The sequence below is a fragment of the Cyanobium gracile UHCC 0139 genome (assembly GCF_034931325.1).
Classification (GTDB): domain Bacteria; phylum Cyanobacteriota; class Cyanobacteriia; order PCC-6307; family Cyanobiaceae; genus Cyanobium; species Cyanobium gracile_B.
In genome coordinates this window covers 20,046-33,316 of the sequence record NZ_JAYGHX010000011.1, presented here as the reverse complement: position 1 = coordinate 33,316, position 13,271 = coordinate 20,046, and the positions used below count along the sequence as shown (strand labels likewise).

Annotated in this window: 10 protein-coding genes and 1 tRNA gene; 6 read left to right on the top strand and 5 right to left on the bottom strand. The window is 71.5% G+C overall.

The features are described 5' to 3' along the window. Positions 1-93 precede the first annotated feature (93 nt). The 3 genes from VB738_RS14370 to msrB all read left to right on the top strand — a co-directional run bounded on the left by VB738_RS14370 (position 94) and on the right by msrB (position 1,969). Positions 94-175, top strand: a tRNA-Leu gene (locus VB738_RS14370). 41 nt (positions 176-216) lie between these two features. Continuing rightward, positions 217-1,515, top strand: coding sequence for a glycosyl transferase (locus VB738_RS14365; protein ID WP_323306394.1), 1,299 nt, complete (start codon positions 217-219; stop codon positions 1,513-1,515). A gap of 37 nt (positions 1,516-1,552) precedes the next feature. After that, complete coding sequence (gene msrB / locus VB738_RS14360) at positions 1,553-1,969, top strand: peptide-methionine (R)-S-oxide reductase MsrB (protein ID WP_323306393.1); 417 nt, start codon at positions 1,553-1,555, stop codon at positions 1,967-1,969. A gap of 18 nt (positions 1,970-1,987) precedes the next feature. Here msrB and VB738_RS14355 read toward each other — a convergent pair whose 3' ends face one another. After that, a complete protein-coding gene (locus VB738_RS14355) occupies positions 1,988-3,205 on the bottom strand; it encodes a PRC-barrel domain-containing protein (protein WP_416233185.1) in 1,218 nt (405 codons plus the stop codon). 92 nt (positions 3,206-3,297) lie between these two features. Next, positions 3,298-6,906 carry a chromosome segregation protein SMC gene (gene smc / locus VB738_RS14350; protein ID WP_323306392.1) on the bottom strand — a complete coding sequence of 1,203 codons (3,609 nt, stop codon included), beginning with the start codon at positions 6,904-6,906 and terminating at the stop codon, positions 3,298-3,300. A 100-nt stretch (positions 6,907-7,006) separates the two neighbouring features. Here smc and VB738_RS14345 point away from each other — a divergent pair, with 100 nt between their 5' ends. Both VB738_RS14345 and VB738_RS14340 read left to right on the top strand, forming a co-directional pair. After that, a complete protein-coding gene (locus VB738_RS14345; protein ID WP_323306391.1) occupies positions 7,007-7,483 on the top strand; it encodes a glycine zipper domain-containing protein in 477 nt (158 codons plus the stop codon). Next, positions 7,480-7,845: a phage holin family protein gene (locus VB738_RS14340; protein ID WP_323306390.1), complete on the top strand. Its 366-nt coding sequence runs from the start codon at positions 7,480-7,482 to the stop codon at positions 7,843-7,845. The genes VB738_RS14345 and VB738_RS14340 overlap by 4 nt, the downstream gene beginning before the upstream one ends. A gap of 24 nt (positions 7,846-7,869) precedes the next feature. Here VB738_RS14340 and VB738_RS14335 read toward each other — a convergent pair whose 3' ends face one another. Both VB738_RS14335 and VB738_RS14330 read right to left on the bottom strand, forming a co-directional pair. Further along, entirely contained in the window at positions 7,870-8,775 is a 906-nt protein-coding gene (locus VB738_RS14335; RefSeq protein ID WP_323306389.1) for a glycosyltransferase family 2 protein, read from the bottom strand. A gap of 148 nt (positions 8,776-8,923) precedes the next feature. Further along, positions 8,924-10,912, bottom strand: a complete 1,989-nt coding sequence (locus tag VB738_RS14330; protein WP_323306388.1) for a S8 family serine peptidase — start codon at positions 10,910-10,912, stop codon at positions 8,924-8,926. Between the two features lie 183 nt (positions 10,913-11,095). Between VB738_RS14330 and VB738_RS14325 the strand changes: the two genes are divergently transcribed. Further along, the gene (locus tag VB738_RS14325) at positions 11,096-11,584 is read left to right on the top strand and encodes a hypothetical protein (protein ID WP_323306387.1); all 489 of its coding nucleotides are present in this window, start codon (positions 11,096-11,098) and stop codon (positions 11,582-11,584) included. 29 nt (positions 11,585-11,613) lie between these two features. Here the strand turns inward: VB738_RS14325 and VB738_RS14320 are convergent, their stop codons facing one another. Then, positions 11,614-13,260: an alpha-amylase gene (locus tag VB738_RS14320; RefSeq protein ID WP_323306386.1), complete on the bottom strand. Its 1,647-nt coding sequence runs from the start codon at positions 13,258-13,260 to the stop codon at positions 11,614-11,616. Between the last annotated feature and the right edge of the window lie 11 nt (positions 13,261-13,271).

Genomic DNA, 13,271 nt, shown 5'->3' with positions numbered 1-13,271 from the left:
CACCGGCGTCGCCCCTGCCTCAGGGTCGGGAGGGGTGGGGAAGCCTGTGCGTATATTGCTCAGTCGGTGAGGGCCCCGGCCCGCTCCGACCACGCGGATGTGGTGGAATTGGTAGACACGCACGTTTGAGGGGCGTGTGGCTTCGGCCTTGCGAGTTCAAGTCTCGCCATCCGCATTTTTCTTTTCCCGCCCCGTCCCCCGGAACCTGCGGTTCTCTTGACCCAGCCGTCGCCGGTCTCCGCTCCAAACGCAGGCAGCGCGATCGTGCTGGTCAGCAACGGCCCCGGGGAGCTGAGCACCTGGGTGCGCCCGCTGGCCGAGCAGCTCCATCGGCTGCAGCCCCTGCGGCCCCGGGATCCCGCCGCCCCCTGCAGCCTGCGGCTGGTGCTGGTCCCCTGCCCCAACGCCACCGGCGCGGAGCACCGGGTGGCCCGGGACTGGGGGCTGTTCGAGCGGGTGCTGCCGGCCTCCCGGTTCTGGTGGCTGCTGCTGCGGCCCCGCCGCCACGGCCCCTGGCCCGAGCGGGGCGTGGTGGTGTTCCTGGGCGGTGACCAGTTCTGGACCGTGCTGCTCTCCGCCCGTCTGGGCTATCGCCACCTCACCTACGCCGAGTGGGTGGCCCGCTGGCCCCGCTGGAACGACCGCATCGCCGTGATGGGGCCCGCCGCCGCCGGCCGCCTGGCCCCCCGCTGGCGGAAGCGGGCCACGGTGGTGGGTGACCTGATGGCGGATCTCTCGACCCTGGCCCGCCAGGACGATCCCCTCCCGCCCGGGGACTGGGTGGCCCTGCTGCCCGGCTCGAAGCGGGCCAAGCTGCTGGTGGGGGTGCCCTTCCTGCTGGAGACCGCCGACCGGTTGGCGACCCTGCGGCCCGGCTGCCGCTTCCTGCTGCCGGTGGCCCCCACCACCTCGGTGCCGGAACTGCTGGCCTACGGCGGGCCCTCCAACCCCCTGAACCGCCTGCAGGGGGCCGGCGAACCCCAGCTCCGGGGCGACGAGATCGTCACGGCGGCCGGCACCCGCATCCTGCTGCTGGAGCGCCATCCCGCCCATGCCGCCCTGAGTCAGTGCGCCCTGGCGCTCACCACGGTGGGGGCCAACACCGCCGAGTTGGGGGCCCTGGCGGTGCCGATGATCGTGCTGGTGCCCACCCAGCACCTGGCCGTGATGCAGGCCTGGGACGGCTGGATGGGGTTGCTGGCCCGCCTGCCCCTGCTGCGGCGTCTGGTGGGGGTGGCCCTCACCGCCTGGCGGATGCGCCACCGCGGCTTTCTGGCCTGGCCCAACATCTCCGCCGGCCGTGCCGTGGTGCCGGAGCGGGTGGGGCCGATCGAACCGGCCCAGATCGCCGCCGAAGCCGCCGACTGGCTGGACCATCCCGAGCGCCTGGCGGCCATGGCCGACGACCTGCGCAGCCTGCGGGGCCAGCCGGGCGCCGTGGCGGCGGTGGCGGCCATGGTGCGGGGCCTGCTGCCGCCGCCGGAGCGTTCCGGGGTGCCGGTGCGATCTGGATAGGATTCACTCCACCATGGCCCCATCCGGGTTCGCCACCATGCAGCCGAGCGATTCCACCACCCCATCCAGCACCGTCGCCGCTGATGCCGACTGGCGCTCGAAGCTGACGCCCGAGCAGTACCGGGTGGCCCGCGAGGGGGGCACCGAGCGGGCCTTCACCGGGGCGTACTGGAACAACAAGGCCACCGGGATGTATCACTGCGTCTGCTGCGGCAGTCCCCTGTTCAGCTCCGCCAGCAAGTTCGATTCCGGCACCGGCTGGCCCAGCTTCTGGCAGGGGGTGAGCGAGGGAGCGATCACCACCCACACCGACCGCTCCCATGGCATGGAGCGCACCGAGATCCGCTGCGCCACCTGCGAGGCCCACCTCGGCCATGTCTTCAACGACGGGCCCAACCCCACCGGTCTGCGCTACTGCGTCAACTCGGCCTCGCTGCAGTTCGCCGAGGGCTGAGGCCGGGCGGCCGCCCTCTCACCAGGGATCGTCGAGGATCTCGGGCTCCACATCCACCGGCTCCTTGGCGCGGGGGGCCTCCCGGGGCGGAGCCTCGGCAGGGGAAGCGTAGGGATCCCGCTGGGGCTCCCGGCCCCGGGCCGGCTCGGGGCGATCCCGCTCCGGCTCGTAGGCGCGGTCGGGCCGGTAGCGCTCCTCGGGGTAACGGTCATTGGCGTTGCGATCGTCGCTGTAGCGATCTTCGGGATAACGGTCGTCGCCGTAGCGCCCACCGGCGGGACGCTCCTCGCTGTAGCGCTGGGGCGGATTGCGATCGGATGCGCGTTCGGGACTGCGGTCGTCGTAGCGGTCCGGCGCCACCCACTCCCGCCGCTCGGGTTCGCGGCCATAGGCCTCGGCCGGGCGGCCCTCGGGGCGCTGGCGCGGTTCCGGCAGGTCGTCATCGAGGTAGCGGCGCTGGCGCAGGGGCTCCCGCTCGCGCCGTTCCTCCAGCTCCACGTATTCCAGCTCCTCGGCGGGCTGGAAGCTGCGGCTGGCGGCGGGCTGGATCCGGCGCTGCTCCTGGACCGTGGGCTGGCCTGCCGGCAGTTGGTTCTCGGCGGGAACGGCTCCGGTGCGGAACCGGTCCCGCTCCTCCTGCTCCCAGCTGGCACCGCCGATGCCCAGCTTTTCCAGCAGGCCGGTGCCGAGCTGCTTGAGCTTCTCCTCGGCCCCCTCGTAGACGATGATCCGGTCCGGGCCGCTGCTGACCACCTCACCCACAGGCATCTCCCAGGTGCTGAGCACCCCTTCCCCCAGCAGGGGAACGCCGAGGGCGCCGATCACCAGGGTGGTGAGTTCGCCGGTCTCGATGTCGAAGCTGAAGCCGAGCACGCGGCCGAGCTGTTCACCGGACTCGGTGATCACCTGGCAGTTGATGACCTTGCTGTAGCGCTCGGGGTTGAACCCCTCGGCCAGGGAGTCGGCCGAATCCACCAGGATCACGTCACCCACCTGGCGGATGCGATCGAGCGGCATCCAGCGGGGCAGACCCGGCAGGAAACGGGTGAGGGGGTTGTCCCGCAGGCCGAGGGCGATCACTTCGCGCCGGTCGATGTCGACCACCACCTCGCCGACGACGCCCAGGCGCCGGCCGGTGTCCCGGGTGATGACCTGGGTGCCCATCAGTTCGGAGCGCAGCCAGAGGCGGTCGCTGGGGGCGGCGGGCTCGGTGGAGGGGGGAATCGGGGAGGTCAAATCCGGAGATCGGGGCTGGACGGCAGGGGGAACGGGAGCGACTTCACGGCCTGGAACAGCCTGGTCGGCCCATTGTGGCCCACGCGGTCGGCTCAGGCCGCCGGCGGCAAACCGACCACCTGGGTATGGGCACCGCGGGCCTGGGTGACGCCGATGGTGCGGGTGGCCGCGGCGATCATCGGCCGGCGGTGACTGACGACCATGAACTGGGCCTGGTGCGCCTGGGCGGCGATCAGGGCCGCCAGCCGCTCGACGTTCACCCCGTCCAGGAAGCTGTCGACTTCGTCGAGGGCATAGAAGGGCGAGGGGCGAAAGCGCTGCAGGGCGAACAGGAAGCTGAGGGCGGTCAGGGATTTCTCACCGCCCGACATCGAGGCCAGCCGCCGCACCGCCTTGCCCTTGGGGTGGGCCACCAGGGTCAGGCCACCCTCGAGGGGCTGCTCGGGGTTCTCCAGCTGCAGGTGGCCCTCGCCGTCGGAGAGGCCGGCGAAGATCGTCTGGAAATGGCCGTCGACGGCCCGGAACGCCTCCATGAAGGCCTCCTGGCGCAGGGTGGCCACGGTCTCGATCCGCAGCAGCAGTTCCTCCCGCTCCTTGCTGAGCACCTCCAGCCGGTCGTCCAGGTCGGCCAGCCGCTGCTCCAGCTGCTCCAGCTCCTCGAGGGCGAGCATGTTGACCGGCTCGAGCGCCTCCATGCGCTGCTGCAGGCTGCGCAGGCTCTGCTGCAGCGCCTCCAGGCCGGCCTCGCGCACCTCAGCGCTCAGTTCGGGGCGGGGGTCGGGCAGCTCCCGTTCCATCTGGTCCAGCCGCAGGCCGTGGCTGCGCTGCTCCTCGGCCAGGGCCAGCCGCTCCTCCTGGCGCCGCTGCAGCTCCCACTGGCGCTGCTGCAGGGCCTGGCGCCGGCCGGCCAGGTGGGCTTCGGCCCCGTCGCGGGCGCGGCGCCGCTCGCCGAAGCGGGTCTGCAGCTCGCTCTGCTGGCGTTCCAGCAGGGTGCGGCGCTCCTGCTCCGCCTGCTGGCGTTCCTTCCAGAGCTGGCGTTCGGCCACCAAGGCCTGCACCGCCTCCACCAGCCGGCGTTCCTCCCCGGCGAGGGCCTCCAGCTGGCTGCCCAGCCGCTCCGCCCCCAGGGCCCGGTCACGCCGTTCCGCCTCCAGGTCGTCCCGCTGGCGCCGGGCCTCCACCAAGGCCCGGTCGGCTCGCTCCAGCTCACCCTGGAGCCCCTGCCAGCGGGCACTGTCGTCGTTGCCGCTGGCGGCGCGCTCGGCCTGCTCCAGTTCCGCCAGGGCCTGGCGCAGGGGCGGCAGGGTCTGCTCGAGCAGCTCCATCCGGCCGCGGTCGACCTGGTGGGCCTCCTGCAGCTGCCGCCGCCGGCCGGCCACCTGGTCGCGGCGCTGCTGCCGCGGGGCCAGGGTGCGCTCGGCGGCGCTGCGCTCGGCCTGGAGGGCGGCCTGGCGCTGTTGCAGCGCCAGCAGGGCCGGCCGGGCCTCCTCCAAGCCCCGGCCCAGCTCGGCTTCGCGGCGGCGGCAGGCCAGCAGGCTCTCACCCAGCTCCAGCAGCCGCTGCCGCAGTGGCTCGGCCTCATCACCGTCGCCGCTGCGGCCGAAGCCCAGCTGGCCCGAGCGCTGCTGCAGGCTGCCGCCGGTCATGGCACCGCTCTTCTCCAGCAGTTCCCCTTCGAGCGTCACGGCCCGGCAGCGGCCCAGTTCCCGGCGGGCGTCGGCGAGGGTGGCGAACACCAGCGTGTCGCCGAAGACGTAGCGGAAGACATCGGCGTAGACGGGCTCGTGGCGGATCAGATCCACCGCCCGCCCCACCAGGCCTCCGGCTCCGCCACTGCCGCCGGCGTTGCCCCGCTGCAGGGCCGCCCCCCCCGAGCCGCCACTGCCGCCCCGGATGCGGTTGAGGGGCAGGAAGGTGAGGCGGCCGGCGCGGCGGCTCTTGAGCAGTTCGATCGCCCGGGCGGCGATGCGGTCGTCCTCCACCACCACCTGGGCCAGGCGCCCCCCCGCCGCCACCTCCAGGGCCACCCGCAGTCGCTCCTCCACCTCACCCAGCTGGGCCACCGAGCCGTGGATCCCCTCCAGCCCCGCCTCCAGCAGCAGGCGCAGGGCGCCGGTGCCGCGGCTCTCCTGCAGGGTCTCGCGGCGGCTGTCGAGGCGGGCGATGTCCCGCTCCAGGCTGGTCTGCTCCTGCTCCAGCCGCACGCGGGTGCGCTGCTGCAGCGCCAAGGCCTCAGCCAGCTCCCGGGCCTGCTCCTGGCGTTCCTCCAGGGCGGCCCGCAGGCTGCGCTCCTGCTCCGCCAGGGTCGCCAGGGCGGCGGCGGCCTCCCCATGGGCCGCGTCCTCCTGGAGCTCCTCACCGCCCAGCTCCTCGAGCCGCTCGCCCGCCTGCCGCAGCCGCTCCTCCAGCTGCTGGCGTTCGGCCAGCAGGGGGGCGAGCCGTTCCTGCAGCTCCTGGCGCCGGCGGCTGCGCTCCTGCTGCTCCTCCAGCCAGCTGCCGGAACGTCCGGCCACCTCCCCGAGGCGGCGCCGGGAGAGCTCCACCGCCGCTTCGGCGTCACGGCAGAGGGCCTCGGCGCGGTCGATGGCGCCGTCGTCGGCCCGCTCGCCGAGGGCCTGCTGCTGCCGGCGCAGCTCCGCCTGGTTCTGCTGCAGCTGCTGGCGGCGACGCTGCAGCTCCTCGGCCTGCTGGCCGTGCAGCTCCGCCTGGCGGGCCAGCTCACGGCCGCTGGTGTCGAGGCCGGCCAGTTCGGCCTGCACCGCCAGCAGCTGGTCTTCACCCAGGGTCTTCACCTCCGCCTGCAGCTGCTCGAGGGCGGCGACGGCGGCGACCACCTCGGCTTCGCCGGCGACGATCGCCTGCCGCTCCTGCTCCTGCTGCTGGTCCAGGCGCTCGAGGCGACCGGCCAGGGCCAGGCCGTGGGCGCGGGCCTCCTCCCAGGCCAGCACCTGTTCCTGCAGGCGCCCCTGGTGCAGGCGCTCCCGCAGCTCCTGGTAGGTGCGGGCCTTGGCGCAGTCGCGTTCGAGCTTCTGGCGCGCCGCCAGCAGTTCCTGTTCGACGATGCGGCAGCGCTCCTGCCGTTCGACCACCTCGTCGAGCTTGCCCCGGCTCTGCTCGATGCGGGAGTCGAACAGGGCGACGCCAGCCAGCTCATCGATGATGCCGCGCCGGTCGCGGGCGCTCATCGAGACGATGCGGGTCACATCGCCCTGCATGACGACGTTGCTGCCCTCCGGATCGACCCGCAGGCGCCGCAACTGGGTCTGCAGCTGCTGGAGGTTGCACGGCACCCCATCGGCGCTGAAGCTGCTGCTGTAGGTGCCGCCGGGGGCCACCCGCAGCCGCCGGGTGACGCTCCATTCCCGCTGGCCCCGCTGCAGCCAGGGGCCCTGTTCGGGGACGTCCAGTCCCTCCTCGGCCGCATCCGGCTGCCAGTCGCCCAGGTCGAAGCGCACGGTGACGCTGGTCTCGGCCGCCTTCCCCTCCCGCAGCACGGCGCTGTTGATCAGATCAGGCAGCCGCTCGGCCCGCATGCCGCGGCTGGTGGCCAGGCCGAGGCAGAAGAGCACCGCATCGAGGATGTTGCTCTTGCCGGAGCCGTTCGGGCCCGTCACCACCGTGAAACCCTCCTCCAGCGGGATGGTCATCGACCCGCCGAAGGACTTGAAGTGGGTGAGCTCGACCTGATTGATGTGAACCAACAGGCCCGTGCGCCGAGCAGGCCGAATTTAACCGAGTTGCTGACGATCACAAGCCCTTCTTCCTACGGTGATGCCGTGCCGCCATCGCACGGAGCTCCCCATGGAAACGGACACCACCCCTGTCGAGTCCCCGGCGGCCCCCGCCCCGGCCCCGGCGCCCGCCGGCAGCGGCGAGGCCCAGCAGGTGCAGAACCAGTTCCGGGAACGCTTCGAGAGCCTGCTGCCCAGCATCCAGAAGGAGTGGCCGGAGGTGGCCCGCCACACCCTGGAGGCCACCCGGGGCAGTTTCGACCACGTGGTGGAGGTGATCAGCCGCCAGAGCGGGCTCACCAGCGCCGGCGTCAAGCAGCAACTGCTGGATCTGGTCAACGTCACCGGGGAGCAGGCGGGCCATGTGGTGGATTCGCTGCGGCCCCTGGAGGAGCAGCTGGAGCACCTGCTCGACGAGCTCAACACCACCCTGCGGCCCCGGATCGAGAAGCCGGTGCGGGAACGGCCCCTGATGGCCCTGGGCATCGCCGCCGGCGTGGGGCTGCTGGTGGGCCTGCTGCTGTCGTCGGGTCGGCGTTCGGCATGACCGGTCCGAACTTCAGCCGGGTCACGGCCCTGATCAGTTCGGTGATGGACCTGCACGTCCGCATCGCCCTGCAGGAGGCCGACAGGGAGAAACGGCGCCTGGTGGGTGGCGGGGTGATGCTCGGCCTGGGCCTCACCCTGATGACCCTGGCCCTGGTGGCGGCTGAACTGGTGCTGCTGCTCTGGATCCGCGACGCGTTCAGCCTCAGCTGGCTCCATGCCGCGGCGGCCGTGGCCGCCATCGACCTGGTGCTGGCCGGGATCAGCCTGCGCATCGGCGGCCAGATGCTCAAGGGCCCCTACCTCCCCGAGACCACCGCCGGCCTGATGCGCACCACCCGGGCCATCACCGGCAAGTTCTGAGGCCCAAGCCGTCGCTGGCGGGCCTTAGCGATAGGCGGAGTGCGGGATCGACCGCCGCCGCAGCAGGGCGTCCACCATGCCGACCGTTTCGAAGCAGCGACCGACGAACTGGAACAGCGGCAGCAGCATCCGGTCGAACCCTTTCAGATAGCTGTCGCCAAGCCGGCGTAGGTCGCGGCATTCGCGTGTCGTCCGCTGCAGCAGCACCCGCAGGATCGCGCCGACCCTCGGGCCATGGGGGGCCTGCATCAAGTCGGAGTAGCCGACGTTCCGGTGCACATCGAACAGGAACGGCAGCCCGCCGATGGCGTGCAGCATGCGTGCCCCGGGATGGAAGAAGAAGCTGTGGCCGGCCTCAAGCAGGCGGCGATTCCGCAGGCGTGAGGAGAGAAAGGGGGTGATCGCCTCCGGGTAGGGAAAGGCCTCCAGGACGGGTCGGCGATACAGGGCGCCGTTGTTGGAAATGTGGATGGAGGCGGACGGTTGGCCGTAGTCGTCGAAGGCGCGGTGCATCAGATTGAGGCAGCGGTGGTAGGGGGTCTGGTCGCCGTACCAGGTCCGCCCACTGACCACATCCACCTCAGGCCGTTCGCGCAGCACACCCACCAGGGTTCGCAGCCAGGCGGGATTCGGTAGGCAGTCGGCCTCGATCACGGCGACCAGATCGCCGCGGCACTGGCGGACGCCGTCGTCCTTCAGCCTGGCCGACTGGGTCTGGTCAGTGAACACCACCCGTGTGTGCGGGGCGATCCTGATGAGGTTGTCGGGCACCGCATCGGCGAACCGGCTGTTCTCCACCACGATCAACTCGAACGGCTCGCCGAAGTCCTGGGCGGCGAAGGCCTTCAGCACGGCGATTTCGTCACGCCAGGTCTTCTGATCGGTGAGCTCGAAATCCGAGACGATGATCACGGAGACCGCAGGCTCCATGGGAACCGCTCCATTCACGGGGTAGACCGATTCTCCAGTCAATGTCCCAGCATTCTCCTGTCGGGACGCCAACAGCCCTTCCCGTCTCTCCACCGATCGCCTCGCGCGCTGGCGTGGCGGCCCGGGGCGTCAGGGACGGCCCCTGTCATCAGAAGCCCATCTCCAGCCGCAGGCTGCGCAGGGTGCCCCGGTCGGCCCGGGCCGTGTCGGACACCTCCAGGGTCCAGGTGCCGGTGGGGTCCTTGCCCTTCAAAGCCGCCAGGGCCGGGGCATTCACCGCGTCGTAGGTGACCTTGAGGTTGTCGGTGCCGCCGCCGGAGCGGTCGTGCAGCAGCACGGGGACGGCCCCGAGGGCGGAGGGCGGCAGCAGCCGCACCACCAGATCGCCGATGTAGGTGTGATCAAGATCCACCGTCACCCGGATCGACTGCAGCGGGCCCGGGGCGGCCACCGGCAGGGCCAGGGTGGCGGTCTGGAAGTCGTTGATCGGCACGTCCTGCACCGCCTGGAACACCAGGGCCGCCGCCGGCTGGGGCGGACGGGCCAGCTCCACCGCCCGGCGGGCGCTCACCCGCCCGTAGCCGTAGAAGGGGCTGCGGCCGCCGGCGTCGTAGTTGCCGCCGGTGGGGTCGATCCGGACGCAGGCCTGCCGCAGGATCTCCCGCACCTGGTCCCAGCGCAGGGCCGGATTGCGGGCCAGCACCAGGGCCGCCACCCCGGCCACGCCTGGGCAGGCGCTGGAGGTGCCGCCGAAGGAATTGGTGTAGTGGCCCGCCGGATCCCCCTTCTGGGGGCTGCCCTGGTTGTAGCCCGCCACCCCGGAGCGGTCGGTGGTCCAGATGCCGGGGGTCAGGGAGGGGCGGCCGTCGCTGCTGGGGAAGCTGCACCACACGGCCTGGCCGAAGTCGCTGTAGGCGCTGCGTTTCGACTGGTCGTTGCAGGCCGCCACGGCGATCACCTTGCCGTAGCTGGCATAGCCGTCGTTGTCGACGCTCTCGTTGCCGTTGCCCGCCGCGAACAGGACCACGCAGCCCTTGCCGCCGCGGCCCTGGGCGGTGGCGAAGTCGATCGCCAGCCGGGTGGAATCCGGCAGGGGCACCACCTGGCGGTGGGCCGGGTCGTTCGGGTCCCACCAGGCCCCGTCCGGCGGGCCCCAGCTGCAGGAGATCACATCGGCGCCGTTGCGGGCCGCCCACACGAACGCCTCCGCCTCCGCCTGGGACCCCAGGCCGGAGGCCAGCCGGATCGGGATCAGCCGGGCGCCGGGGGCGACCCCGGTGGCGCCGAACTGGCCGTTGGCGCAGGCCACCCCGGCGCAGGCGGTGCCGTGGTCGTCGCCGCGGCCGGGGCGGGGGTCGCCGCTCTGGCGGGTCACATCCCGCGGGGCGACGACCTTGCCGGAGGAGCGGAATTCCTCATGGTCGAGGTCGAAGCCGTCGTCCACCACCGCGATGATCGTCCCGGTGCCGTCGCTGAGGGACCAGGCCGCCTCCACCTCGGCATGGGCGTCGACGAGCCGGCCGTTGACGGCGGTGGCTTTGAGATGCCACTCGGGCGGGAAGGCCTGGCGGCGCCGGCGGCTGGGGCTCACCAGTTCCGGATGGCACAGGGTGACGCCCTCCTCGCCCAGCAGGGCTTCGGCGATCGCGAACACCGCCAGCCCGCTGTTGCCTGGAGCCGCCACGAAATAGGCGTGGCGGGCATAGCTGAGGCCGCGCTTGATGGCGAGGCCCATGCGTTGCAGCAGGCCCTCACAGGCCTCAGGCTCCGCATCATCCTCGAACTTGACGAACAGATTCTCCGTGTAGACCACGGGCCGGCCCTGGGTATCCACCAGGACGCGGCCGGCGAAGTCGATGCCGGGCTCCGCCTTGAGCAGGCTTCGGGCGGCATCCCGCAGGACCCCATCGGCCTGGTGGTTCCGGGTGCTCAGCAGCTCGACTCCCGCTTCGCGGAAGCGCGTGAGGCTCTGGAACTGGGCAAGGATCCGGTGCGCCTCGGCGCTGACCGGCGACACTTCGAAGGGCCGCTCCGGCATCACCGCCTGGCGATTGAGAGTGCGGACGACGAGGTGATTGGCGCTGACATCCAGGGCGTAGGGGGCCGCATCTTTGCCGCCGTAGCGAACCTGAACCATCGCGGTGTCATCGCTGCGGCGACCACTCTCCGCGCCTCAGCGGGTGAATTCAAGCCAGCGGAACAGGACGTGATCTGCCGTCACAGGTCTGGGGAATCTTCACCCTTCTTCAGAGGCGGGGCCCTCTGGGCTGATGGCCGGCTGGATAGCGTGGAAACGAAGGGGAGCAGGAGCCTGGCGACCATGGGGCCCGCGACGTCCTTCGACGCTTTCCCCCGGCGGATCCTCGTCGGCGCGGAGCAGCCCGTGGTCTTCGAGCAGAGGCCCGGCTGGTACGCCCTGCACGGGGAGCCCCTGCCCACGGCCGACGGGGTGCTGCGGTTCGAGCCCGAGGCCATCGCCGTGCTTCCCGGAGCTCCTATCGCCCCCCTGGCCAAGGGCCAGTCGCTCAGCCCGGTCTATGCCCAGCCCGGCAGCGATGCCCTGGCGGTTCCCACCGGCCAGCTCTTCATCCGCTTCCTGCCGGGAGAGTCGGCGCTGGCCCACCGCGCCGCCCTGGAGCAGGCGGGCTGCCGCATCGCCGCTCGACCCGACCATGCCCCCGAGGCCGCCTGGCTGCGGGCTCGCTGTGGCGGCCTGGCCGAGGCCCTGGGGTGTGTGGCACGACTGCGGGAGCTGGAGGGGGTCGCGAACGTCGAGCCCCAATTGCTGATGGCGCGGGGCCAGCGGTAGCCGCCGGCGCTCCCCAGCCCGCCCTGGCGTCAGAGGGTCACCCCCAGCTCCGCCAGGGCGTCCGCCTCCACCCACACCGACACCGAGCCCCCCGGGCAGTGCCATTCCGCCCAGCCGTCGCCGTTGGTGGTGATCGGCGTCTGGATGTGGCCGGTCAGGTCGCGGAACGTGGTGTGGCGCTTGCCCACCTCCATCCACTTGTGGCCGGCGGGTCCGTCGCTCATCAGCACCGCCAGGGCCCTGGGGTGGCCCGGGGTGCCCAGGCGCGTCCAGCCGATGGTGTTGTCGTGGTCGAGGTAGTCGTACTGGGGCCCGTAGGCGCAGTGGCCGCGGGCCAGCAGAAAGCGGTCGATCAGGAAGCGGTGGCTGGGAAGCACGATCCTGTACTCCTGGCCGTTCTTGCTGTCGCTGTAGTCGGCGCCGTAGTAATCGGCATGGAAGATGCAGGGATAGCCCTGGTCGCGCAGCAGGATCACGGCGTAGGCAAGGGGCTTGAACCAGGCCTCCACCACCGATTCCAGGGCTTGCAGCGGCTGGGTGTCGTGGTTGTCCACCAGGGTCACCGCCAGCAGCGGCAGCTGCTGCATCAGGGTGCCGTCGAGCAGCCGGCGCATGTCGTAGTGGCCCCCGCTGCGGCTGGCCTGGTGGAAGTTCATGTGCAGCGGCGCATCGAACAGGCTCATGTGGCCCCCGGTGTTGGCCGCATACCAGTGGAGGCTCGCGATGTTGTAGGTCCAGTACTCGCCCACCACGAACAGATCGCGCTGGGCATGGGTCTCAAGGTCGCTGATCCAGTCGAGGAAGAAATCACTGGCGATGTGCTTGATCGCATCGAGGCGGAAGCCGTCGGCCCCCACGTGGTCGAGGCTCCAGCGGCCCCAGTGCTTGAGCTCACCGCGCACCTCGGGGTGGTTCACGTTGAGGTCGCTGCCCATCAGGTAGTCGTAATTGCCCTTCTCCAGATCGACGTTGCCCTCGAAGCGGGCCCCCTGGGTGCGCCACACGGCCCGGAATCCCGGATCGAGCGTGTTGTGATCGACCGCGTCGAAGTGAGTCCAGTGCCACTGCATCGAGGAATAGCGGTCGCCGCGACCGTCGAAGCGGAAGCGGGTCCAGGCGCTGATCGTGCGTTCCTCCCCCAGGGGCCGGTTGCGGTCGGCGGGATCGCAGGGCGTGGCCCGGTACTGCTCCTGCTCGTCGGCGTTCATCTTGTGGTTGAACACCACATCGGCATACACCTGCATCCCGGCGGCGTGGCAGGCCTCGATCGCCTCCAGATACTCCTGTTTGGTGCCGTACTTGGTGCGCACCGTGCCTTTCTGGTCGAATTCGCCCAGGTCAAACAGGTCGTAGGTGCCGTAGCCCACGTCCCACACACTCCCCCCCTTGCCCGCCGGCGGCAGCCACAGGGCGGTGATGCCCGCCCGGGCCAGGGCCGGTGCCTCCTGGCGCAGCCGCCGCCAGTGGCCGCCGTCGCCGTCGCTGTACCAGTGGAACCACTGCATCAGCGTGCCGTTGAACTCCGTCGGTGCCGCCAGCTTGCGGGCGCTGATCTCAGCTTCGTGGCTGGCCAGCCACTCCCGCAGCAGGGCCATCGTGGCCGCTCCGGTGTCGAGGGACGGATCCCTCTCCACGGCCAGGGCCTCCTGCTTGAGCGCTTCGAACAGTGAGGCCATGGCTCTTGCGG